The sequence below is a fragment of the Arthrobacter sp. 01T428 genome (assembly GCF_056398685.1).
Genome location: NZ_JBFTPW010000015.1, coordinates 110772 through 134844, shown reverse-complemented (window position 1 = coordinate 134844; position 24073 = coordinate 110772). Strand labels below are relative to the sequence as shown.

The following is a 24073-nucleotide window of genomic DNA, read 5'->3' as shown; positions in this document are numbered from 1 at the left end:
CGCCCGCTCCGTGCCCTGCTCCCTGATCAACGCATCCAAAGACTCAACCCACTCGGCAGTCTCTTCCGGATCACGATCAGGCAGCTGGGAAGTCAACCCGCTAAGGATGTGTGAGGTCTCTTCTCCTGCAGCCACGTCCAACCTCTCTTCATTGAATGTCTGGGCGCTTGCACTGTGGTGCGCGCTGAACCGTGCATAGAAATTTCGTATTGTGAGAATAAAATTCTGTAATTCGAGATTAGCCATGCGTTCGTCAAGCGTCAATCTCGTCCCGCGGAGACTAGCGCCCAGGGGGTCCCGCGGCGCCCACGCTGCCGTTTGTGACCGCCGTCGGGAGCTTGGCCCTTGACCAAAGGTGACCTAGCTCATACAGTTATTTCACTATTCAATAACTAGATTCCACGATGCGAAAAGCTTCAACTCCTCTCACAGCGTCTCGGAAGCCTAGTTGCAGCACCACAAAGAAGTGGAGATCCACGATGCAATCGACTCCCCCAGTCGGCGTCACAACGGCTCCGGAGCAGACCATCCTGCCAGGCAGTTCGGTCCATCCGTCAGTAGGAAATGAAACCCTGTGCGATGTAGCGTCCGTCGCAGCGGGCCGAGACATCAGCCCCACCCTCTATAACCTCGACCTCGCCCCTACCAAGAAGGAGGGTAGGCGCTGGACCAGCTACAGCATCTTCACCCTCTGGGCCAACGACGTCCACAGCCTTGGCAACTACGCTTTTGCGATCGGCCTCTTTTCCCTTGGCCTGGGCGGGTGGCAAATCCTCGTGGCCCTGGGCATCGGCGCCGTCTTGCTGTTCACCCTCTTGACCTTCTCCGGTTTCATGGGCCAGAAGACCGGTGTTCCCTTCCCGGTCATGAGCCGGATCAGCTTCGGTATCCGGGGCGCCCAGCTGGCCAGCCTTGTCCGCGGGGCCGTGGCCATCGCCTGGTTCGGAATCCAGACGTACCTTGCCTCCGTGGTGCTCCGCGTCATGCTTGTCGCCATGTTCCCCGGGCTCAAGGACATGGACGCCAACTCGATCCTCGGCCTGTCCACCCTTGGTTGGATCGCTTTCGTATCGCTCTGGATTGTCCAGTTGGTCATTGTCAGCTTCGGCATGGAAATGATCCGAAAGTACGAGGCCTTCGCAGGCCCCATCATTCTCGCCACCATGCTGGCCATTGCCATCTGGGTCTTCGTTGAGGCCGGGGGTGCCATCCAGTGGTCCGGCATCAAGGGCCTCGAAGGCGGCGAGATGTGGCGCACGATCTTTGCCGGCGGCGCCCTCTGGGTCTCCATCTACGGCACGTTCGTCCTGAACTTCTGTGACTTCACCCGCTCCTCGGTGTCCAAGAAGTCGATTGTCCGTGGCAACTTCTGGGGCATCCCCATCAACATGCTCCTCTTCGGCGCAATCGTGGTGATCATGGCCGGCGGCCAGTACAAGATCAACGGCAAGATCATTGAAAGCCCCTCGGACATCGTGCAGAGCATCCCCAACACGCTCTTCCTGGTCCTGGCTTGCCTCGCTTTGCTGATCCTGACCATCGCGGTCAACTTGATGGCGAACTTCGTGGCACCCGTTTACGCCCTGACCAACCTCTTCCCCAAGCACCTGAACTTCCGCAAGGCAGCCTGGGTCAGCGGTACCATCGGCCTGATCATCCTGCCGTGGAACCTCTACAACAACCCCCTCGTGATCGTGTACTTCCTGGGCGGACTCGGCGCGCTGCTCGGCCCGCTGTTCGGCGTCGTCATGGCCGACTACTGGCTTCTGCGCCGCGGCAAGGTCAACGTCCTCGATCTCTACACGGACCACCCTTCGGGCACCTACTTCTACAAGCGAGGCGTCAACCCCAGGGCGATCGCCGCCATGGTTCCGGCCGCCGTCGTCGCTATCCTTATCGCGTTCGTTCCCGCACTGGAGGCCGCGGCACCGTTCGCCTGGTTCTTCGGCGCAGGCATCGGGGCGTTGTGCTACTACTTGTTCGCGGACAAGAAGCAGCAGCACACCGACGTCTCCGGCGAGCCGATCGCCGTCGTCAGCAACCACTAATATTCAACTCACTCGCAGTTGTTGTCGTTTTCGCCCGTCAAAACGACAACAACTGCGTGGGCCCACACCGTCAGGGTTCCCTGGCCGAGCTTGCGAGGCGAGGGTGGCGGTGGGGATTAATTGGGCTATCCAGGAGGAACACATGCGCATCCTCGTCGCAAACGTCAACACCACCCAATCCATGACCGACTCCATCGCAGCCCAGGCGCGAAGCGTCGCGGCTCCCGGCACCGAGATCATCGGCATCACCCCGCGGTTCGGCGCCGATTCGTGCGAGGGGAACTTTGAAAGCTACCTCGCGGCGATCGCCGTGATGGACCGCGTGGTCAACTACCCCGAACCGTTCGACGCCGTCATCCAGGCCGGCTACGGCGAGCACGGACGCGAAGGACTCCAGGAGCTCCTCGACGTTCCGGTGGTCGACATCACCGAGGCCGCGGCCAGCACCGCGATGTTCCTCGGGCACAAATACTCCGTGGTCACCACGTTGGACCGCGCGGTCCCGCTCATCGAGGACCGCCTCAAGCTTGCCGGCCTCGACGACCGCTGTGCATCCGTCCGCGCGAGCGGCATGGCAGTGCTGGAACTCGAGGAGTACCCGGAACGCGCAGTCGAGGCCATCGTGGAACAGGCCGAACGAGCCGTGCGTGACGACAAGGCCGAGGTCATCGTCCTCGGCTGCGGCGGCATGGCAGGACTCGACGAACAGATCCGCCAACGCTGCGGCGTTCCGGTGGTGGACGGCGTGGCCGCAGCCGTGACCATCGCCGAATCGCTCGTCCGCCTGGGACTGTCCACGTCCAAGGTCCGGACCTACGCCACACCGCGCCCCAAGACCGTCATAGGCTGGCCCCTGATCACAACGGACACGACGACGGCGGATGCTCCCGCCGCGCACTAGCCCGACAAACAGGAGAACCGCGTGAGCGAAACCATCCCCACCCGGCCCCGGGTGGCCGTCGTCACCGGAGCCGGCTCCGGAATCGGGCGGGCGGTTGCCCGCCTTCTGTTGGCCGACGGCTACCGCGTTGCCCTCGCCGGACGGCGGGAAGCGCAGCTTCTCGAGACTGCCGACGGCCACCCCGAGGCGCTTGCGGTGCCGTGCGATGTGACAGTGCCCGACGACGTCGCGCGCCTTTTCGCTGCAGCCCGCCAGCTCTGGGGGAGGGTTGATGTCCTATTCAACAATGCTGGCATCTTCGGTCCTTCCGGCGGTGTGGACGAGATCAGCGTGGCCGATTGGAATGCCACGCTGTCCGTCAATGTCACAGGATCCATGCTGTGCGCTGCAGAGGCTGTGCGGACCATGAAGGCGCAGGAGCCACAGGGCGGACGCATCATCAACAACGGCTCCATCTCCGCCCATTCGCCGCGGCCATTGTCCGTCGCGTACACGGTGAGCAAGCACGCCATGAGTGGTCTGACCAAGAGCATCGAGCTGGACGGGCGTCCGTTCGGAATTACCTGCGGGCAGATCGATATCGGCAACACCCGCACCGAAATCATGGACACCATCGGCGTGGGCTCGGGGGCGCTCCAGGCCGATGGAAGCAGGCGTGTGGAGCCCATGTTTCCCGTGGAGGACGCCGCCCGCGCCGTGCTGATGATGGCGAACATGCCAGCGTCGGCCAACGTTGGATCCGTGGTGGTGACCGCCGCGGGGATGCCGTTCGTGGGCCGCGGCTAGAAAATCGACCAGCCCGTGCGGGTGGTGAACTCGTCGAGGGCGGCAACGCCCGCGAGTGAATTCCCGGATCGTCCCAGGCCGGGGCTCCAGACGCAGATGGTGCATTTGTTGGGTACTACTGCCACAATGCCGCCACCCACTCCGCTCTTTCCAGGGAGTCCTACGCGGTAGGCGAATTCGCCGGCGGCGTCGTAGGTGCCGCACGTGAGCATCACGGCGTTGATTCTCTTGGTCTGGGACGGGGACAGCAGCGGTGTGCCGTTCCCGAGCAGCCCGTTGTTGGCCAGGAACCTGCTCGCCAGGGCCAAGTCGGTGCAGCTCATTTCCAGGGCGCACTGGCTGATGTAAGCCTCGAGGACCGATTCCACGGGGTTTTCCAGGTTCCCGTAGCTGGCCAGGAAGTGTGCCAGCGAGGCATTGCGGTGGCTGTTGGCTGCCTCCGACGCTGCCACTTCGGGGTCCGTATCGACGGAGTCGTTACCGCTTTCTTGGCGGAGCAATTCCCGGACGGGAGATGGCGAGCTGCCCGCGATGCTGAGCAGCCTGTCCGTGACAACAAGGGCGCCGGCGTTGATGAACGGATTCCGCGGAATTCCGTCCTCATGTTCCAGCTGCACCAAGGAATTGAATGGATTGCCTGAAGGCTCCCTGAACACGCGCTTCCAGATCCGGTCGCCATCGCCAGCGAGCACGAGGGCGAGGGCGTAGACCTTCGAAATGCTTTGGATGGAGAAGGGCACGTCGGCGTCTCCGGAGGAGAACACGTCGCCGTTGGCGGTTGCCATGGAAATGCCGAATTGCTTGGCATCCACCGCGGCCAGGCTCGGGATGTAGTCGGCAGGTGCTCCTTGGCCGAGCAAGGGCCGGACCGTGCCGACAATGTCGTCAAGGAGATTCTGGAGGTCCATGCTACTCAGTTCCGTCCTTCGGAGTGGGTCCACAGCCTGAGCTGAAGATGTGCGAGCAGCCGTTGCTCTGCGGACTGGAGGTCGATGCCCGCCACTTCGCACGCACGCCTCAGGCGGTAATGCACCGTATTCCGGTGGACGGCCAGTTCCTCTGCGCACCGGTTCACATCGCCGAAGAATTCAAGGTAGGTCAACAGCGTTGTGGCGAACTCGGGGTATCGCTTGCACAACAGGGTGATGCCCTGGTGCCGAAGGTCGGTCCTTGACGCCAGAAGCTCCAGCAGTTCCTTCGTCAAAACAGTTGTTTCCACGTCGGCGTAGGACGCCACATGGATTGAGGGTGTGCTTTTCAGGACCTTCAGTACACTGCGGACATGCTCCAGGGTGCCATGCAATGCGTCGAGGCGTTCGACGACGGGTCCGACGGCGGCCTGCACCTGGCAGTGCAGGTGGACCCTTGCGTCCCGGACAATGAGGTTGATGAGGCGGTTGATGGCCGGCGGGGACTTCACTGGGTCAAGATCGGGAAGAATCATGGCTATTTCCAGGCCGATGGCTCCCACCACAGCACCTGGTCGGTAGGCCGCCGCATGGATCGAAGCCACATTCGCCAACTCGCCGCGCCGCAGTTGTAGGCCCGCCGCGGACTCGTCGTCGCCTTTGGCGGAAATCAGGACGAGGGCCGCCGGCTTGGATGGATCGATGCCCGCGGACTGTGCCTGGGAGTGGATCTGCGGAGTGCCGCTGAGCAGGCTGGAGATCCTGTCGCGCCGCAGTGCCTGGGACTGTTCGTTGCGGTGCCGGACCAGTTCTATCGCCGCGTGCCGTGCAGCTCCGACCATGAGCTTGTCCGTGTTGGGAGCGAGGGGTTCCTTCCCTTCTTGAAGCCAGATGTACCCCAGGATCCGGTTGCCCGCGTGGATCCCGATGGCCACCCGTTCCCGTAGGCCTTCCGTCGGGTTGGCTTCCATGTGGATGGGAGCTTCGGCCGCTTGCAGGTGCTTATAGACCCCGGACTCTTTCAACAGTTTTTGGTAGCGTTCGGGTCCACGTCGGGCCAGGATGGAGAGCCTGCGTAGTTCATCGACGTCGTTGGAGGCCGGTGAATACGCCAGGACGCGGTTTGCGGGATCCTCAATGACGACGTGGCCGTTGGTCAGGGTGGCGGTGGTCTGGGCGATCGCAAAAAGATCCCGGTGGATGATCGTGGACGCGTCCGTGGAAAGTGCCGGCTCCTGGATGCGGTCCTTGGCGATACTCTCCAGCGTGCCCCAGCTCATTGCGGGAGACACGGCAATCAGGCCGATTCCGGTGGGAAGCAGCATTTCCCGGACGGCGTCCAGTTCCTCCTCGCTCCCTTTGACCGCGACGGCGGCGGGGTAGTCCGGAATCAGCTTCCGGATGCTCGGCAATGCCGCGCGACCCCGGACTCCGATCAGCAAGACCAAGCTCCCGCGTTGGACGGCCGTCTCGTCCTCGGCGTCCACGATCACGGTTTCACGAACCGTGCCATTGTCCATTCCGGGAGGAACCAGCAGCTGCCCGTTGTCGACGCCGATGTCTTCAAGTATGTCGCTGAGCATGGCGCCAATGACATGCTCGGCAGATTCAAGGGGTGCCACCCGTATTCACTTCCTCTAAGCGGCTTAGCCGCGCTCACAGCCATGAACATTACTCGCACTCAGGCGGAACGGAGTTGTTATTCGCGCACAACGGGGATCCGGCGAATTTAGCTGGCCAGACAGTTCCTTCCCTTCCGCTGGAACCTAGAGTTGTTTTCCGTCCCCCCGCTGACGATCCAGCAGTGCAGCTGTGATCCAACACTCAAGCCGGGGGACAAGTTCTGGAGCATGCAGCCGCACCCGCGGAACCGGAGTCAAAGGAGACCCCTGGAATGAAACGCACACTGAACTCGCCTGCGCCAAGCCCGATCGCCGGGGCTCGGATTGCCGGGCTTGATCCCGCTGATTCGCTGGAAAACAACCGGGAGCTTCTTGGCGACCGTTCAACCTCGGCGCAGGACTTTTCGAGCGAGGAGGCCGGGTACCACAAGACGCTCAAGCCGCGGCAGATCCAAATGATAGCCATCGGTGGAGCGATCGGAACGGGCCTTTTCATGGGGGCAGGTGGCCGATTGAACGGTTCCGGCCCAGCCTTGATCTTCGTCTACGCCCTTTGCGGGTTCTTTGCGTTCCTGATTCTGCGCGCCCTCGGCGAACTGGTTCTCCACAGGCCATCCTCGGGTTCGTTCGTGTCCTATGCCAGGGAGTTCTATGGCGAGAAGATGGCCTATGCGGCCGGCTGGCTCTACTTCCTCAACTGGGCCATGACGTCGATTGTCGATGTCACGGCCGTGGCGCTTTACGTCAAGTTCTGGGGACAATTCTGGGAGCCGCTGCAAACAATCCCGCAATGGCTTATCGCCCTTTGCGCCCTTGTCATTGTGCTGGCCCTGAACCTCGTCTCCGTGAAGATCTTCGGCGAGATGGAATTCTGGTTCGCCCTGATCAAGGTGACCGCGCTGGTAGCCTTCCTCGTCGTCGGGGTCTGCTTCATCGTCTTTGGTGGGAAGACCGACATCGGCGTTCCAGGGCTGGGCGTGATCCTGGACCACGGCGGAGCTTTCCCGACCGGTGCCGTAGCGCCCTTGCTGGCGATCAGCGGCGTCGTGTTCGCGTATGCCGCGATTGAACTTGTTGGTACGGCTGCAGGCGAAACTGCCAATCCGGAAAGGGTGATGCCGAAGGCCGTCAACACGGTCGTCTTCCGGATTGCGCTCTTCTATGTCGGTTCCGTGGTGCTGCTCTCGCTGCTCTTGCCGTTCACGGCGTACAAATCCGGCGAATCGCCCTTCGTCACCTTCTTTTCCCATCTCGGAGATCCCCATGCCGCGGCCGTTTCGGCATCGGTGATGAACTTCGTTGTCCTGACAGCCGCCTTGTCGAGCCTCAACGCCGGCCTCTATTCCACGGGCCGGATCTTGAGGTCGATGGCGGTCAATGGCTCCGCGCCACAGTTCACCGCCAGGATGAGCAAATCGGGGGTGCCTTATGGCGGCATCCTGCTGACAGCCGTGATCACTCTGCTTGGCGTCGGCCTGAATGCCCTCGTGCCGTCCCAAGTGTTCGAGATCGTTCTCGAGGTCTCTGCGATCGGGATCATCGGCGGCTGGGCAACCATCATCCTGTGCCACATCAAGCTTCAGGCCTGGGTCAGGCTCGGCAAGGCCGTTCGTCCGTCATTCCGGCTCTTCGGAGCCCCCTTCACTTCATACCTCACGCTCGCCTTCCTCGCCTTCGTTCTTGTCACGATGGGCTTCTCGGAGACGGGGCGCTGGGTCCTCGCTTCCCTTCTGCTCCTGATACCCCTCCTCATTGCTGGCTGGTTCGCTTGCCGCAAACGCATCCTGGAGGCAGCCGAGGCCCGGCGCGGCCACACTGGCGACCTTCCCGTCGTCGCCGGTTCCTTCTCCCAGGGCGGCCAACGCTCCTGATGCACAACGAATTGATGGAAAGCGGAACCACTTTGCCCGGCATCACGCCCCGAAACAACAGCGCCACCCTGACGACGGAAACCACTCCGAGCAAGCGAAGCCACGTGAACAGCCAACCTCCAAGGCAGGACATCCAGACGCCCAGCAGCGCGTGGCGTTCGCGCGCTGACGCGTGGGAGTTTCTCGGGTACGCGTTCAAGCAGCTGGCAAAGGGAGGACAGGGAATGCAGTCGCTCTCCGGACTGCAGGATCAAGCCGTCCAGGCGCTGCGCCTTCTTCAGGCCATGGAACTGTATTGGGCGGCGCCGGGGCTCGCCGCGTTGGCGCCGTTACTAAACTGCATGGATTCGGGCGATTACGACGCCGGATTGGGCATGATCCGCGGAATGGCGCACCTGATGCCTTCCGCCGGTCCGGGACCAGTAGGTCCGCGTCCAGCCAGCCCGGGACCGGTCAGCCCGGACCGGGTCGGCCAAGAACCAGGGCAGTCCGGGGCGGAGCGCTCTATTTCGGGTGTCCCGGAAGACGGCCGGGAGCGGCGGCCGGCGGGGGAGCGTCCCCGGTTCGATGTCCTGTTTGTCGACGACATGACTGAACAAGAAGCCGAAGCGCTGAAAGCGGAATTGCTGGCCCAGCGGAGGCCGTCCGATGCCTTCACCTATGAACTCATCGTGGTTCCCAGCTACGAGGATGCGCTGGTTGCCTTGGTCCTGAACCCAGCCATCCAAGCGTGCATTCTCCGCCCGGGATTCAGCATCGCCAGCAGCCAGCCGCTTGGCCGCGACCTGAGGAAATACCTTGCCGGCCTCGTGGGCACTGACCTTGCGGGCATGCCACCGCTGGGCAGGTTCCTCAGCCTTGCCGAGCAGATCTCCGAGTTGCGCCCCGAACTGGACGTGTACCTGGTAGCCGGTGTGGCCATGGAGAGCCTCGCGGGCTCACTGACGAAGCGGTTCCGGAGGATTTTCCGCAGGCAGGACAATCTCGACCTGCATCTGTCGCTGTTGTCGGGTGTTGCCGAGCGGTACCGGACTCCGTTTTTCACCGCACTGCAGGAATACAGCCGGCGCCCGGCCAGCGTCTTCCACGCCTTGCCGATCTCCCGCGGTGGCTCGGTGGGCAATTCGCCCTGGATCCGCGACATGGCCGATTTCTACGGCATGAACCTCCTCTTGGCCGAGACGTCCGCGACGTCGGGAGGCCTCGATTCGCTGTTGGATCCGCACGGATCGATCAAGGAGGCCCAAGACTTGGCGGCGCGGGCTTTCGGTTCCCAGAAAACCTTCTTCGTCACCAATGGAACATCCACCGCCAACAAGATCGTCCATCAGTCCATCCTTGCTCCAGGGGATGTGGTCCTCGTCGACCGCAACTGCCACAAATCCCATCACTACGCTTTCGTCCTCGCGGGAGCCCGGGTTTCCTACTTGGACGCCTACCCGCTGGACAAGTTCGCCTTCTACGGTGCCGTGCCCTTGGCCACGATCAAGGCCCGGTTGCTGGCCTACCGACGTGCCGGGCGCTTGGATGAAGTCAAGTTGATCACTTTGACCAACTGCACCTTCGACGGCATCGTCTATGACGTAGAACGCGTCATGGAAGAATGCCTGGCCATCAAACCGGACCTCGTCTTCCTTTGGGACGAGGCCTGGTTCGCCTTCGCCCGGTCCCACCCCGTCTTTCGGCGCAGGACGGCCATGGCCGCGGCGAGGAAGCTTGAGGCCTCATTCAGTGATCCCGGCTATGCCGCCAGGCACGCCGAACAAGCGGCATCTCTCCACGATCCAGTGACGGGTGCGCCCGCCGACGATGAACTCTGGCTGAAGACCCGGCTTATTCCGGATCCAGCGAAAGCGCGGCTGCGCGTCTACGCCACGCAGTCCACCCACAAGACCCTCACCTCGCTACGTCAGGGATCCATGATCCATGTCTTCGACCAAGACTTCAGCGAGCATAACCAAGAGTCATTTCGCGAAGCATATATGACCCACACCTCCACGTCGCCCAATTACCAGATCCTTGCTTCGCTCGACATCGGCCGCCGCCAGGTGGAGCTTGAGGGTTTCGGCCTGGTGCAGAAACAGGCGGACCTGGCAACCATCGTTGCCCAGGCAGTGGCCCGTCACCCCCTGCTGAAGAAATACTTCCGGGTCCTCACGTCGAGGGACCTCATTGCGGCGCCCTATCGGGAAACCGGCAGTGCCATGCCGCTCCGGGATGGGCTGGCGGCACTGGCGGACGCCTGGCTGCACGACGAGTTCGTCGTCGACCCCAGCCGCCTCACGCTGGACATCAGCCGGACAGGGATCGACGGCGATACTTTCCGGCACCGGTACCTCGCCGACAAGCACGGCATCCAAGTCAACAAGACGTCACGTAACACCGTGCTGTTCATGACCAACATCGGCACCTCCCGCAGCGCCGTCGCCTACCTGATCGAAGTCCTCGTCAAGCTGGCAGAGTCCTTCGAAGAGGAACGGCCGGCGCGGAAAACGGCAGACGAAGGTCTCGCCGCGGGGCTCACGGGAACCACTCCGCCGTTGCCCGATTTCAGCAGCTTCGCGGACCGCTACCGGCGCGATCCGCTCAGTCCTGATGGGGACATCCGTGCCGCCTATTTCGAGAGCTACAAGGATGGATCAACCACCTACCTGTCCGCGGGAGACCTCAAGGCCAGGATCGCGGAAGGCGAGGAAGTTGTTTCGGCCGGATTCGTCACCCCTTACCCTCCGGGCTTCCCCATCCTGGTCCCGGGCCAGGTCATCACCAGCCAGGCGCTGGAGTTCATGGAGGCTCTCGATACGCGGGAAGTCCACGGCTTCGACCCACTTCGTGGGTTCAGGATCTTCACGGACAAGGCGGGCGAGGAAGCGCAGCACTGAATTCGCCTATTCCGCATTGTGAAATTTGAATTCCTCCTTGTGGAATGGTGTGATCGGGATTACATTGAATTCATCCCCGAAAATCGGGGCTGTTCCCAAACTGATTGGTTCAGATCAATGAAGTTCCCAGACTCTGCGGCGCTGAAGGCGAGTTCGGCCCCGCGGAAGAAGAAGCCACTGTACAAGTCGCTCTTCTTCCAAATTCTGATCGCCGTCGTCGCAGGTGTACTCATCGGCCATTTTTGGCCGAACATCGGGTCCGCCCTTCGGCCACTGGGCGATGGTTTCATCCAACTCATCAAAATGATCATCGCTCCGCTGATCTTCCTCGTGATCGTCACGGGTATCTCGGCGGTGGGCGACGTCAAGGCGGTCGGAAGGGTCGGGGTCAAGGCCCTCCTATACTTCACCGGCGCCACGCTTTTCGCACTGGTCTTCGGGCTGATCGTGGGAAACCTCGTGCAGCCCGGCGCCGGACTGCACATCGATCCGAGCACCCTCTCCCAGGACGCGCTGAACGCGAAGACCGGGACTGCGCCGCCCAAGGATGCGGCTTCCTTCCTCCTGGACATCATTCCCACCTCTGTGATCGGCGCGTTCGCCAGCAACAGCCTGCTCCAGGTCCTGTTCTTCTCGGTCTTCTTCGGCGCGGCAATCGTCGTCATCGGACGCGAGCGGTGCCTCCCGGTCATCAGCCTCATGGAAACCGTCCTGGAACTGATCTTCAAGATCATGTCCTGGATCATGAAAGTGGCGCCCATCGGTGCCTTCGGCGCCATGGCGTTCATCATCGGCCAGTACGGACTCGATACCCTCGGGACCTATGCGCTCCTCATCGCCTCCTGTTACGGGGCGGCCATCGTCTTCATCGGCCTGCTGTTCCTCGTCGCCTGGAGCTTCGCCCGGGTGCCCCTGTGGCAGTTCCTGAAGTACACCCGTGAGGAATTCCTCCTCGCACTCGGCACGGCATCCACCGAGGCGGTCATGCCCCGGATCATGACCAAGCTGACCAACGCCGGTTGCTCCCGGGCCACCACCGGCCTGGTTGTTCCCACGGGCTACTCCTTCAACCTCGACGGCGCCGCGATCTACCTTTCGATCTCGCTGTTGTTCCTGGCCCAGGCCTTCGGCCACCACCTTGACCTCGGCCAGCAGTTGGCGGCCCTGGGTGTCCTGCTCCTGACGTCCAAGGGCATGGCCGGCGTACCCGGTTCGTCCTTCCTGGCACTCTCGGCCACAGCCGCCGCACTGGGCATCTTCCCGGTCGCCGGCGTCGCGCTGCTCCTGGGTGCCGATCGGCTCATGGACTCCATGCGCGTCGTCGTCAACCTGCTTGGCAACTGTGTGGCTACGTTTGTCGTAGCGAAATGGGAGGGCCAGTTCGACCGTTCGGTCATGGTCCGCGCCTTCAACGGTGAAATCACCAACGAGGATTCCGCCATCATGCTCGGAGCCGAAGACGTCTTCGAAGAACAGGAAATCGAGCGCCTCAGCGAAGGACGCGAGCCTTCGCCGAAGTTCCGGGGCGGCCCGAACCCCGACGCGATACCGCAGTTCGAAATGATCAAACCGGGCCAACACCGGAGCCCCTTGGTCAGTCCGGACTAGGCACCACGCACCATTCCAGTTGATCGCCCCACGGCCCCGCCGTGGGGCGATCGGTTACTTAAGAACTTGCGAAAAGCGGCAGCAGCTCCGACAAATCGGCGCGCAGGCCCGACGCGGCTACCCGGCCGGCGTCGACGGCGGCGGACCACGCCAAGCGGCCGGTGACCATCGCGAGCCAGGTGGCGGCGTCGCACTCTATGACATTCGGTGGGGTGCCACGCGTGTGCCGGGGGCCCTCCACGCACTGGGTCACACCGTACGGCGGCACCCTGACTTCCACGGAGTTACCTGGGGCTCGTGCGGTGAGTTCTTCCAGCGAGTAACGCACCGCGGTGGCCAGCACTGTGCGCGACGGCGGCGTCCCCGGACCCGTTTCCGGTCCCGCAGTGCCCTGCCCGACGGCGGCCTGCCATGCGGCCAGTGCCGCGCGGCCTTCCTCGAGGCCGATCCGGCGTCGTGCAATTGCCATTGTTCGCAGTTCCAATCAGTCCAGAAGCGCCGAAACGGCGTGGCCCAGGCGGATCCTGCCCACAGAGTGGCCACCGCCGAGGACGGGCTCAACGACCTTTTCGAGGACGCTTGAGACGCCGGGAATGTCGACGGCGCCGGCAACCGCGAGAAGCGTGAGCCCAACCAGGGTGGCCGCGCGGGGATTCCCGTCCAGGATCTTCACTGCGACAGAGGCACCTGTGGGGGTTGCCAGGACCAGGACCCCTTCCGCACCGCCCTTGGCAAGCACTTCGAGTTCGTCCATGACGATGGTGTTCGCCTCGCCGCGGCCCTGCACTGCCCACGGGTAGTCCAACATGGACGTGGCGATGGTTGCCGCGCGGGCGTTGGAGCTCTGGTCCCGCGGGGCTTGGGCCAGGCGCGAGTAGGCCCGTGCCAGACCGGTCAGGGAAAGCGCGGCCACTGGTGCCCCGCAGCCATCGATGCCGAGATGGGCGATTTTCTCGCCGCTGTATTCCTCGATAACGGTCCGCACGCGGTGCTGCAAGGGATGGTTGGGCTCCAGGTAACTGTGCGTGTCCCAGCCGTTCTCGGTGCAGGCCCAGAGGAAAGCCGCGTGCTTGCCTGAACAATTGGAAGCCAACCTGGACTTGCCGTGCTCGGAACGGATCAACCAGTTGCGCGCGACTTCGTCCTGTGGCCATACCGACGGGCACTGCAGTTGTTCTTCACGGACGCCTGCGGCTTTGAGCATGCCTTCCACCACGTCCATGTGATCCAGCGAGCCCACGTGGCTGGCGCAGGCCAAAGCCACTTGGGCGCCGCGGAGCGGAACCCCCGACTGCATCGAAGCCAGGGCTTGGAAAGGCTTGAGCGCGGAGCGGGCATAGATGGGCGTGCTGATGTCGCCGAGTTGGGTCACCACGGATCCGTCACCGGAAAGCACCACTGCGGAACCGATATGGCGCGATTCGATGAAGCCGCTGCGTTCGATCACTGCCAGTTCGACGGCGGACTCAACGCTAAAGGTTTCATGCGAACTCAAGGGCATGATGCAAGTCTAGGGTGAAGGAACGGTCTTCCCCGGCTACTCCACGGTCACCATAACGGACTGCCATCCCGAGGCGCCGTCGGGCACGGGATCCGCCCGCTTTTCGGTCTGCAGTTCGCCCGTTCCATCCGTGGCACGGACCTTGATGTAGTGGGGTCCCGGAGTGGCGTCCCACGTGAAGGACCACTGCCTCCACGTGACAACAGATGCCTCCGCGGCAAGGGTGGCTTCGGACCAAGGGCCGTTGTCTATCTGGACCTCCACCTTCTTGATGCCGCGGGTCTGGGCCCAGGCCGTGCCACCCAAGGCAACCTTGCCAGCCGGCACCTTGGCGAAGGACTTGGGAACTTCCAGCCGGGCCATGGTCTTGATGGGACCCCGCTCGGACCAGCCCCGGGTGGTCCAATAGGCCTTGCTGTCCGCGAATCGGGTCACTTCCAGGTCCACCACCCATTTGGTCGCCGAGACGAAACCGTAAAGACCGGGAACCACCATGCGCACGGGGTAGCCGTGTTCCAGCGGGAGGGGTTCGCCGTTCATGCCGATGGCCAGGATGGCATCCCTGCCGTCCTGAAGCACCTCCAGCGGAGTGGAGGCGCTGAAGCCGTCGATCGAGGTGGAGAGGACCATGTCCGCTCCGGGTTTGGGCCGGGCTTGTTTCAGCGCGTCACGGATGGGCATGCCCAACCACTTGGCGTTGCCGGCCAGGTTTCCGCCCACGGGATTGGACACGCACGTGAGCGACACGTGGGTTTCGATCAGTTGGGCGTCGAGCAGGTCTTGAAAGCTCAGCCGCACCTCTTGTTCCACCAGCCCGTGGATCCGCAGCTCCCACTCCTGGGCATTGATCTCCGGCACGCTCAAGGCGGTGTCGATCCTGTAGAAGTCCTTGGATGGGGTGAGCCAAGGGGTGACTCCCGGCGTCGGGGACTGGACGCCCGCGGGAACGGGGGCAGCAGCCCGGGCGGGAGCGGGGAGTTTCAAGGAATCCCGTGCCTTGGCCACATTGCTGCGTGCGGCACTCAGGAACCGGCCGCCGCCGGCTGCGATGGCGGCTGCGGCAACGGTGATACCGGTGGCGGCGAAGAACGTCCGGCGCGTCGTGGCGGGACGTTCGATGCCTTTGGCCGCGGTGTCGGCGGGGGCGTCCGGGAAGGATTTCAGCCGCCAAAGCCGGGCCACCAAGAGGCGGAGAACCACGAGCCCAGCCGCCGTGCCGATCAGGCTCGGTATGGAATCCGCGGGCGTCACGCTGGCCCTGGTCACTACGGCAGCCACAATCACCGCACCCATGCCGAGCACGCCCAACACACCCAAGGCCCAATTGCGGAAGGCCACGACACCTAGCACGCAAGCCAGCGCGAAGATGGTCAGGCCCATTCCCACAAACAGCGCGGCTTTGTCATTGGTGCCGAACGTGGTCACGGCGAAGTCCTTCATCCACGGCGGCGTGAAGTCGATGAAGGTTGACCCCAGCGCAATCACAGGAGTTGCCCGGGCCGTAAAGAAGGCGCCGATCAGTTCCGCAACGGAAAGTACGACGGCGGCGGCGGCCACCCCGGCCAGTGCAGCCAATGCGGTGGGTCCCCTGAGCCAGTTCCTGAGCTTCTTCATGCAGGTTGTTCGTAGCCGGAGGCCCCCGAGATGGGTTGGACATGCTCCCTCGTGGTGCCGGCGGTCCGGGTGCGCATGTCCAATGGTGGAGACAGCTTAGGAGTCCTGCCCCCGCACAAAGTACCCTTGAAGACTGTGAAGGTACTCGTCATTGGCCCCGGCGGCCGCGAACACGCAATTGTCCGCTCCTTGCTCAAGGATCCCAACGTTTCCGAGGTCCACGCGGCTCCGGGAAACGCCGGCATCGCCAAGCTGGTCCCCACGTACGCGATCGACGGGAACAACCCCGGCGCCGTCGCAGCGCTTGCGACAAAGCTTGCGGTTGACCTGGTTGTGGTCGGCCCCGAAGCCCCACTCGCGGCGGGCGTATCCGACGCCGTCCGCGAAACCGGCATTCCGGTCTTCGGCCCCAGCAAGGCCGCGGCGCAGCTCGAAGCCTCCAAAGCGTTCGCCAAGGAAGTCATGGCCGAGGCCGGCGTGCCCACCGCCATGGCCCGCGTGGCAACAAACGCCGCAGAGGCTGCTGACGCACTGGACACTTTCGGCGCTCCGCATGTGGTCAAGGATGACGGACTGGCCGCCGGCAAGGGCGTCGTGGTCACCAATGACCGCGAGGAAGCTCTCGCCCACGCGCAGGCTTGTTTCGACGCTGGCGGAACCGTGGTGATCGAGGAGTTCCTGGACGGACCCGAAGTCTCCCTGTTTGTGCTCTGCGACGGCCGCACCACCGTGCCGCTGTCCCCGGCACAGGACTTCAAGCGGATTTTCGATAATGACGAAGGGCCCAACACCGGCGGCATGGGCGCCTACACCCCCCTCGACTGGGCACCTGTTGGCTTGGTCCAGGAAGTCATCGACCGCGTTGCGCAGCCCACCGTGGACGAGATGGCCAGCCGCGGTACTCCGTTCGTCGGCGTCCTTTACTGCGGCCTGGCACTGACTTCCCGCGGGACGCGCGTCATCGAATTCAACGTCCGCTTCGGCGATCCTGAAACGCAAGCGGTCCTGGCCCGGCTCAAGACCCCGCTCGGCGCACTCCTGTTGGCAGCCGCCAAGGGCGAACTGGACCAGGCCGAAGAGCTGCGCTGGTCGAAGGAGTCGGCCGTCGCCGTCGTCGTCGCCGCCGAAAACTACCCGGACACCCCCCGCACGGGAGACCGGATCCGCGGCTTGAACAAGGTGGACGCGCTGGAAGGCGTCCACGTCATCCACGCCGGTACCAAACTGGACGAAGAAGGCCGGGTTGTCTCCGCCGGCGGCCGCGTACTGGCTGTTGTCGCGCTGGGAACGGACCTCGTGGAGGCCCGCGAGCGGGCTTACGACGGCGTGGAGCTGGTCCAGCTCGACGGCGGACAGTTCCGTACCGATATCGCCGGCAAGGCAGCCCGTGGCGAGATCCACGTGGTCTCCCCGGCCACCGGCTCCATCCCGAATGTGAAGGCCTGAATCATGCCCGAAAGCAACGCAAACGGCCTGCAGACCGAAACCCTCGACCTGCCGGGGTGGAAGCACTTCTATTCGGGCAAAGTCCGCGACCTCTACGTTCATGCGGATGATTTCAGCGGGGCGGAGTCGGGCCAGGACCGCGTCCTGGTGGTGGCCAGCGACCGCATCAGCGCCTACGACCACGTCTTGAGCAGCGAGATCCCGGACAAAGGCCGGGTCCTCACGCAGCTGAGTTTGTGGTGGTTCGAGCAGCTTGGGGTGGAGCACCACGTCCTTGCGTCCACAGCCGCCGAGGGTGTGCCCGCGGAAGTTGAGGGCCGCGCGATGATCTGCAAGCGGCTGGAGATGTTCCCCGTGGAATGCATCGCCCGTGGGTACCTCACAGGCTCGGGCCTGGCCGAGTACCGCCAATCGGGCACCGTCTGCGACATCCCCTTGCCCGAGGGCCTGGTTGACGGCTCGCGCTTGGGGCATGCGATCTTCACGCCTTCCGCCAAGGCTGAAGTCGGCGAACACGACGAGAACATCACATACGACGACGTCGTCGCGATGGTGGGCGACGATATCGCCGCACGCCTGAGCGAACTCACGTTGAAGATCTACACCCGTGCGGAAGAGATCGCCCGGGGCCGCGGCATCATCCTGGCCGACACGAAGGTTGAGTTCGGCATCGACGTCAATACGGGTGTCATCACCCTGGGCGATGAGGTCCTGACTCCGGATTCCTCGCGTTTCTGGGACGCTGAAACGTACGCGCCGGGCAAGGCGCAGCCATCGTTCGACAAGCAGTTTGTGCGTGACTGGCTGACTTCCGCGGAATCCGGCTGGGACCGCTCGAGTGACGCCCCGCCGCCCGCGCTGCCGGCCGACGTCGTCGAGAAGACTCGTGCCCGCTATGTGGAGGCCTACGAGAAGCTGACCGGCCGGACTTTCGTCTGATCCCCACCGCTACCCTCGTTTAGACGCGTCTAAACGACAACAACTGCGAGCCAGTTGGGTTCGCTAGCTTGCGCGGGAAGACTGCGCGCCGCCGGCATGGCCCGACGCCGCCCGCCGTTCCGCCAGCCGGATCTCGAGTACGGAGTCCATGGCCTGCTGGACGCGGTCGGCTGCACCCGCGGCGGTGAAATCGCGTTGGGCCTCTTCGAGATGGACCAGTGCGTCCGTGTTTTCACCAGCTGCCTTGAGGGCCTTGCCGAGGAGGAACGCGACTTCGCCTGCGGTGTGCCGGGCGAGGACATCGCGGTCCGCGTGGATTTCGCGCAACTTGGTGATGGCTGCCGGGATGTCGCCCGTCAGGTAGAGCCAGCGGGCGCGGATAAAGGCAACTTCCAACTGGTCCGTCTTGTTTCCGCCCACAATCGACAGGGCGAGTTCAGCGCGTTCGATGGCCGAGAGCGTCTCCGGCTCCACGATTCCCGAGGAGAGCCGGACAGCCGCCGACGCCTTGTTGAAACGGGCCCACAGCTCAATGTCGTTGGCGGGGGAGAGCAGCTTGGCGGCGCGCTCGTGATGCTTGATGCCTTCAACGTAGTCGTGGCGCATGAAAGCTACGTTTCCCACCACCCAGGCCACTTCGCCTGCGAGCTGCGACATCGAATGATCGTCCATCTGGTTGTTCATGGCCTGGCAATACGTCCAGGCCTCGTCCAACCTGCCACTCTCGGCCAATGCACCGATCAGGGCGCGGTGCGCCCCGATGATCAGGGTTGAGCCTTTGGGCAGCTGCTCGGAAAGCCTCACGGCTTCCTTGGCGTGCTCGACGGCGGTGGACAGCTGCCCTTGTCCGTGGCAGACGGCGGCAAGCATCTGGCGGGCGCGGACGCCCAGGCCCGCAGATTCGGTAGCCATGGGATGCTCCAGGAGATGCTGGATGATCTGCTGGCACTCCTTCAACTGGCCCTGCTTCATGAGGCATTCGGCCTGCATGTAGGTCATGTTCCACCAGGCGCTGGTGTTCTTTGCCTCGAGCGCGATCTGGGCGGCGGTTGATGCGTGGCTTGCGGCAAGCGGGTAGTCCCGGAGGTCCCAGGCTTGCCTGGCGTACAGCCCTGCGAGCACGTATTCGGCGTCACTGACGGATACGGGTTGGCTCCAGGCTTCCAAGGCTTTCGGTGCCAGCTCCAGACGGCGGGCGAGTTCTTCAATGACTTCGGCCGTGGGCTCCCGCCGGCCGGTTTCAAGAAGTGAAATGTAGCTGGGTGAGTAAAGATCCCTGCCCAATTCAGCCTGGGTCAGCCCACGTTCGAGCCGTTCGGCACGGAGCTTTTCTCCGAATCCGTTCCCCACAGGTTCCTCCTAGAGGCTTGTCTTTGCGCTGTCTTTACGCCTAAAGCTTGACAGTCGCTGTGGAAAACATTTTACAATGAATGTCAACAGGGACCGCGAAATTTCCGTAACGAATCCGACTCGCATTGAGGAAAAATTATGTTGAAGAAGATTGCTGCAGCAGTGGCCTTGGCCGGCGCTCTTGCATTCTCCGCCGCGGCGCCAGCCGTCGTTTCCGCAGCCCCTGTGGCAGACACCGTCAGCACGGTGCTCAGCATTGGTAACTGGCCTGATCCGATGAGGGTGTCGCAGGCTATCGGCAACTGGCCCGATCCGATGGGTGTGGTCTCGCAGGCTATTGGTAACTGGCCTGATCCGATGAGGGTGTCGCAGGCAATCGGTAACTGGCCCGATCCTGTGTAGCTGAGGCTCGAGGGCGGCACCCGGGATCCCGGTGGCCGCTGGATAATTCAAATGAAGTGAAGAAGTCCCCGGTAGTCTGAAATCGACACACCGGGGATTTCTTTTGCGCGAAGATCCGCGTGGACCGTGATATGCCCCGAGTCTTTGTGTCGGGTTGTTAACAACACTTGTCTCTAAACCTCAGGGGCGAGCGAGAAAACCGGTCAGGGGAATGTTTCCGGGTTTTCCCTGGCTGCCGAAAAGCTCGTTAAATAAAGTAGAAGACCTTCCGAGTGGAAGGTCTTCTACCAATTGGTCGGGATGACAGGATTTGAACCTGCGACCTCTTCGTCCCGAACGAAGCGCGCTACCAAGCTGCGCTACATCCCGATCCGCTGCGAAAGCAACTGTTCAAGAATAGCCGATCCCTCCCCGGATGCGAAATCGAAGGACGCCCGCCTGCGAAACCACTGGCTCAGACCAGCGAGTCCTTCCAGGCCCCGTGCAAGCGGGCGAAGCGCCCTCCTCCGCCGATGAGCGCGGCCGGCGTGCCGTCTTCGACGATGCGTCCCTCGTGCACCACCAGCACCCGGTCCGCTGTCTCAACAGTAGAGAGCCGGTGGGCGATGATGATCGCGGTCCGTTCGGAGTCCGCTCCGGACAACAGGCTGCCCAGGCCGGCCTGCACCAGTCGTTCCGAGGGGATATCAAGCGAAGATGTCGCTTCGTCCAGGATCAGTACCGCCGGGGCCGCAATGAAGGCCCGGGCAAAGCCGATCAGCTGCCGTTGCCCGGCGGAGACCCGGCCGCCACGCTTGTTGACGTCGGTGTCGTAGCCGTCAGGCAACGCGGAGATGAAGTCGTGCGCACCAACGGCCTTCGCCGCGGTTTCGATCTCCTCGCGCGTAGCCTCGGGCCGCCCCAGGGCGATGTTGTCCGCCACGGAGCCGCTAAAGAGGAAGGCTTCCTGGGTGACCATCACGACGGCGCGCCGCAGGTCCGCCGTCGAAAGCTCCCGGAGGTCGACGCCGTCGAGGGTCAAGGATCCTTCGGTGACGTCGTAGAAGCGGGCGATCAGCTTGGCAAAGGTCGATTTGCCGGCGCCGGTCTGTCCAACGAGGGCTATGGTCTGTCCGGCGGGAATGTGAAGGTCCAGCTTGGGGACCACTACCTTGCCGTTGCCGTAGCCGAACTCCACTCCACGGAAGTCGATTTCGCCGCGCGCATGGGGCAATGGCACGGGGTTCTTGGGTGGCCGGACAGTAGGAACTTCTTCGAGCAGGCCGGACACCTTCTCGAGCGCGGCCTGGGCGCTCTGGAAGGAGTTGTAGAACATGGCCATCTGGTCCACGGGCTGGAAGAAGCGCTTCGTTGAAAGGATCAGTGCCAGCAGCACGCCTACCGCCAGCTCTCCCGAGAGTACCCGGAAGCCGCCGAACAGCAGGACCACCGCGACGCACACGTTGCCGATGAGGACCAGGCCCGGTTGGAAGACGCCGTTGAGGTTGATGGAGCGGACCGTGACTTTGCGGTAGTCCTCGGAGAGTTCGGCATAGCGCTGGGCGTTCTCCGGCTCCTTGCGGAAAGCCTTGATGGCCCGGATGCCGGTCATGGTCTCCACGAAATGCACAATCAGCCTGGCGGACACCACCCGCGATTCGCGGAAGGCGATCTGCGAGTGCTTCTGGTACCAGCGGGCCAGGAAGTACGCAGGCACGCCCGTGGCGAGCATGAGCAGCCCGCTGCGCCAGTCGAGGGCAAACACCGTAAATGCCGTGAAAAGCATGAACAGGATCCCCGAAGCAAGCGAGCTCACGCCCGAATCAAGGAGTTCACGCAGCGCCTCCAGGTCCGAAGTCTGGCGCGCGATGATCCGGCCCGAGGTGTACTTCTCGTGGAACTCCAGGCTGAGCCGTTGGGTGTGCCGGAAGACCCTCAGCCGCAGGTCGAGGAGCATTGACTGGCTCAGCTTCGCCGTGGAAGTGACGTAGAGGGCGGTCAAAATCGCCGTTGCGACGGCCGCTGTCAGGTACAGGACGCCGGCCAGGACCACGGGCATGTTGTTTCCGGCGAGCAGCGAGGGCAGTGCGTGGTCGATGCCGAAAGCGATGATCGCCGGCCCGGCCACCCGGGTGGCCTGCGAGAGCACCACCATGGCCAGCGTCAGCCAGAACCGCAACCGCACCGGGCGGATAAGCGATCCCAGCAAGGCGACCGACCGCCGTCGTACTGCTTTGCTGTCGCTGCGGCTCAGGTGGGCGTTGTCTTCATTGGCGGTTCCGAACGTGCTCATCGGCGGCCCTCCCCGGCTTGGTCCATGTGCTGTTCCGAATCCAGCTCGTGTTCTAGTTCGTCGAGTTCGAGATCAAGGTCCTTCGGCCCGGAGTCGAGGCTCGCGATCACGTAGCGGTAGTGGGCGTTGTTGGCCAACAGTTCCGTATGGGTCCCGACGGCGGTGATGCTTCCGTTTTCGAGCAGCGCCACGCGGTCGGCGAGGGCAACGGTGGAGGGCCTGTGCGCGACGATGAGCGTGGTGGTGTCCCGGAGGACTTCGCGGAGCCTGGCTTCGACGAGTTCCTCCGTGTTCACGTCCAGGGCCGACAGGGGATCATCCAGCACGAGGACCTTGGGCTTCGCCGCGATGGCCCGGGCGAGCGCGATCCGCTGCCGCTGGCCACCGGAAAGGCTCAGGCCTTCCTCGCCGATAAGGGTCCCGACGCCGTCGGGCAGCGAATACGCGAAGTGCGCCTGCGCGACGTCGAGCGCTTCCTCAAGGGCTTCCTCGGAAGCGTCGGGCGCGCCGAGCAGCACGTTGTCCCGGACCGAGCTGGAGAACAGGGTGGTGTCCTCGAAGGCGACCGCCACCACGGTCCTCAGCTGCTCGACGCTGAAGTCTCTGACATCCACGCCGTCGATGGTCACGGATCCTTCGCTCACGTCATAGAGCCGGGGAACCAGCTGGAGCAAGGCGCTCTTTCCGCTACCGGTAATGCCCACGAGCGCCATGGTTTCGCCGGGCCTGATGTCCAGGGTCACGTCGTGCAGGAGCCGGGCGCCGTCGTCGAAACCGAAACCGGCGGCCTTGAAGCTCAAGGCCCCGCGCAGTTCCTTGGGTGTACTGGGGTTCGCCGGACTGGTGATGGTGTTGGGCGTGTCCATGACCTCGAAGTGGCGATCGAGGGCGGTCTTGGCGGTCAATGCCATGGCCAGGAGGGTCCCCGAGAATTCCACTGGTGCCGCGACCACCGCTGCGGTGCCGAAGAAGGCAACCAAGGAACCGATGCTGAGTTGGCCCATGGAGACGAGCAGGACGCCCGCCACCAGCCCGACGCCGAGCGCCAGCTCGGGCAGCAGTGTCACCACCAGCGTGAAGGTGGCTTGGTGCTTGGCCTTGGCGATCTCGGTCTGCCTCAGCTCCTCGGCCTGTTCATTGAAGTTCTCCAGTGCTTCGCGGCTGCGGCCGAACGCCTTGAGCACACGGATGCCGTGAACGGACTCCTCGACCGTGGTGGCGAGGTCGCCGGCCTGGTCCTGGCTGAGCCGGGTCACCAGGCTGAAGCGGCGGCGGAAGCGGAAGGAATAGACCATGATGGGCACCGCGGCGGCCAGGAAGATCAAAGCCAGCTGCCAGCTCATCGCGAACATCACCGCGACGCCGATCACCACGGTCAAAGTGGTCACCACCAGCATGATCGCGCCGAACGCCATCCAACGCCGCAGGAAGTTCAAGTCCGTCATCGCCCGGGACAGGAGTTGCCCTGACCCCCAACGGTCGTGGAAGGAAACGGTGAGGTCCTGCAGGTGCCCGTAGAGGGAAACCCGCATCCTCGATTCCACCGTGGTGGCGGGATTGATGACGAACTGGCGCCGCAGCGCCACAAGCCCGGCTTCGGCGATGCCGAGTGCCAGAACCACGACGGCGGAAATCCAGACAGCGTCGGTAGGACCACCAGGGTGGAGGGAGCCGTTGATCAGGACCCGCAGCACCTGGGGGATGGCAAGCGCCATGATGCTGGCCAGCAACGCGCTGACCAACCCCATGAAAAGCCGGGGGAGGATCGGTTTAACGTGCGGATAGAGACGTTTGACGGAGGTAAAGAATGAAGTCTGTTTGGCCATGCCCGCTTCTCAACAGCTTTGTCCCGGCGTTCCTGGGTTTTCGTACGACGCACGGAGGTAGTTTCCTATAGCAACTACCCTATGCCATCGCGTAACA

18 protein-coding genes and 1 tRNA gene are annotated in these 24073 nt (G+C 63.4%); 9 read left to right on the top strand and 10 right to left on the bottom strand.

The window, feature by feature from the left end:
• Nucleotides 1-264, bottom strand: a 264-nt coding sequence (locus AC1DJB_RS16570; protein ID WP_476910582.1) for a hypothetical protein, incomplete at its 3' end; no start/stop codon positions are given.
• A gap of 215 nt (nucleotides 265-479) precedes the next feature.
• On the opposite strand from AC1DJB_RS16570, the gene AC1DJB_RS16565 reads away from it, so the two are divergent.
• From AC1DJB_RS16565 to AC1DJB_RS16555, 3 genes are all read left to right on the top strand, one after another.
• On the top strand, nucleotides 480-2048 hold the full coding sequence (locus AC1DJB_RS16565) for an NCS1 family nucleobase:cation symporter-1 (protein WP_307055798.1): 1569 nt from the start codon (nucleotides 480-482) through the stop codon (nucleotides 2046-2048).
• Between the two features lie 142 nt (nucleotides 2049-2190).
• Entirely contained in the window at nucleotides 2191-2949 is a 759-nt protein-coding gene (locus AC1DJB_RS16560) for an aspartate/glutamate racemase family protein (protein WP_441433141.1), read from the top strand.
• A gap of 21 nt (nucleotides 2950-2970) precedes the next feature.
• Nucleotides 2971-3735, top strand: a complete 765-nt coding sequence (locus AC1DJB_RS16555; RefSeq protein ID WP_441433140.1) for an SDR family oxidoreductase — start codon at nucleotides 2971-2973, stop codon at nucleotides 3733-3735.
• Here the strand turns inward: AC1DJB_RS16555 and AC1DJB_RS16550 are convergent.
• Nucleotides 3732-4643 (bottom strand): glutaminase, encoded by a 912-nt coding sequence (locus tag AC1DJB_RS16550; protein ID WP_332603434.1) that lies wholly within the window; start codon nucleotides 4641-4643, stop codon nucleotides 3732-3734. The two genes, AC1DJB_RS16555 and AC1DJB_RS16550, sit on opposite strands and share 4 nt — an antisense overlap.
• A 5-nt stretch (nucleotides 4644-4648) precedes the next feature.
• The gene (locus tag AC1DJB_RS16545) at nucleotides 4649-6265 is read right to left on the bottom strand and encodes a PucR family transcriptional regulator (RefSeq protein WP_441433139.1); all 1617 of its coding nucleotides are present in this window, start codon (nucleotides 6263-6265) and stop codon (nucleotides 4649-4651) included.
• A gap of 272 nt (nucleotides 6266-6537) precedes the next feature.
• On the opposite strand from AC1DJB_RS16545, the gene AC1DJB_RS16540 reads away from it, so the two are divergent.
• The 3 genes from AC1DJB_RS16540 (at nucleotide 6538) to AC1DJB_RS16530 (ending at nucleotide 12626) form a co-directional block, all read left to right on the top strand.
• On the top strand, nucleotides 6538-8136 hold the full coding sequence (locus AC1DJB_RS16540; RefSeq protein ID WP_441433138.1) for an amino acid permease: 1599 nt from the start codon (nucleotides 6538-6540) through the stop codon (nucleotides 8134-8136).
• A 14-nt stretch (nucleotides 8137-8150) separates the two neighbouring features.
• Complete coding sequence (locus AC1DJB_RS16535) at nucleotides 8151-11018, top strand: aminotransferase class I/II-fold pyridoxal phosphate-dependent enzyme (protein WP_476910581.1); 2868 nt, start codon at nucleotides 8151-8153, stop codon at nucleotides 11016-11018.
• A 117-nt stretch (nucleotides 11019-11135) separates the two neighbouring features.
• On the top strand, nucleotides 11136-12626 hold the full coding sequence (locus tag AC1DJB_RS16530; RefSeq protein WP_476910580.1) for a cation:dicarboxylate symporter family transporter: 1491 nt from the start codon (nucleotides 11136-11138) through the stop codon (nucleotides 12624-12626).
• A gap of 58 nt (nucleotides 12627-12684) precedes the next feature.
• On the opposite strand, the gene AC1DJB_RS16525 is transcribed toward AC1DJB_RS16530, so the two are convergent.
• Genes AC1DJB_RS16525 through AC1DJB_RS16515 form a run of 3 tightly spaced genes read right to left on the bottom strand, consistent with a single transcriptional unit; the run spans nucleotide 12685 to nucleotide 15741 of the window.
• Nucleotides 12685-13095: a sterol carrier family protein gene (locus AC1DJB_RS16525; protein ID WP_476910579.1), complete on the bottom strand. Its 411-nt coding sequence runs from the start codon at nucleotides 13093-13095 to the stop codon at nucleotides 12685-12687.
• A gap of 15 nt (nucleotides 13096-13110) precedes the next feature.
• Nucleotides 13111-14127 carry an asparaginase gene (locus AC1DJB_RS16520; RefSeq protein WP_059389475.1) on the bottom strand — a complete coding sequence of 339 codons (1017 nt, stop codon included), beginning with the start codon at nucleotides 14125-14127 and terminating at the stop codon, nucleotides 13111-13113.
• Nucleotides 14128-14163: 36 nt separating this feature from the next.
• Nucleotides 14164-15741, bottom strand: a complete 1578-nt coding sequence (locus AC1DJB_RS16515; protein ID WP_441437746.1) for a molybdopterin-dependent oxidoreductase — start codon at nucleotides 15739-15741, stop codon at nucleotides 14164-14166.
• 135 nt (nucleotides 15742-15876) lie between these two features.
• On the opposite strand from AC1DJB_RS16515, the gene purD reads away from it, so the two are divergent.
• Together purD and AC1DJB_RS16505 are read left to right on the top strand one after the other, a co-directional pair.
• Nucleotides 15877-17187, top strand: a complete 1311-nt coding sequence (gene purD, locus AC1DJB_RS16510; protein WP_284990366.1) for a phosphoribosylamine--glycine ligase — start codon at nucleotides 15877-15879, stop codon at nucleotides 17185-17187.
• 3 nt (nucleotides 17188-17190) lie between these two features.
• Complete coding sequence (locus tag AC1DJB_RS16505; protein WP_441437745.1) at nucleotides 17191-18126, top strand: phosphoribosylaminoimidazolesuccinocarboxamide synthase; 936 nt, start codon at nucleotides 17191-17193, stop codon at nucleotides 18124-18126.
• A 63-nt stretch (nucleotides 18127-18189) separates the two neighbouring features.
• Here the strand turns inward: AC1DJB_RS16505 and AC1DJB_RS16500 are convergent, their stop codons facing one another.
• Nucleotides 18190-19476 carry a helix-turn-helix domain-containing protein gene (locus AC1DJB_RS16500; RefSeq protein WP_284990331.1) on the bottom strand — a complete coding sequence of 429 codons (1287 nt, stop codon included), beginning with the start codon at nucleotides 19474-19476 and terminating at the stop codon, nucleotides 18190-18192.
• A gap of 138 nt (nucleotides 19477-19614) precedes the next feature.
• On the opposite strand from AC1DJB_RS16500, the gene AC1DJB_RS16495 reads away from it, so the two are divergent.
• Nucleotides 19615-19878, top strand: coding sequence for a hypothetical protein (locus AC1DJB_RS16495; protein ID WP_059389476.1), 264 nt, complete (start codon nucleotides 19615-19617; stop codon nucleotides 19876-19878).
• A gap of 292 nt (nucleotides 19879-20170) precedes the next feature.
• On the opposite strand, the gene AC1DJB_RS16490 is transcribed toward AC1DJB_RS16495, so the two are convergent.
• The 3 genes from AC1DJB_RS16490 to AC1DJB_RS16480 form a co-directional block, all read right to left on the bottom strand.
• Nucleotides 20171-20247 (bottom strand) — tRNA-Pro (locus tag AC1DJB_RS16490).
• Between the two features lie 85 nt (nucleotides 20248-20332).
• Nucleotides 20333-22150 carry an ABC transporter ATP-binding protein gene (locus tag AC1DJB_RS16485; RefSeq protein WP_441433131.1) on the bottom strand — a complete coding sequence of 606 codons (1818 nt, stop codon included), beginning with the start codon at nucleotides 22148-22150 and terminating at the stop codon, nucleotides 20333-20335.
• The gene (locus AC1DJB_RS16480) at nucleotides 22147-23976 is read right to left on the bottom strand and encodes an ABC transporter ATP-binding protein (protein ID WP_441437744.1); all 1830 of its coding nucleotides are present in this window, start codon (nucleotides 23974-23976) and stop codon (nucleotides 22147-22149) included. Before AC1DJB_RS16480 ends, AC1DJB_RS16485 begins: the two co-directional genes overlap by 4 nt.
• Nucleotides 23977-24073 lie beyond the last annotated feature (97 nt).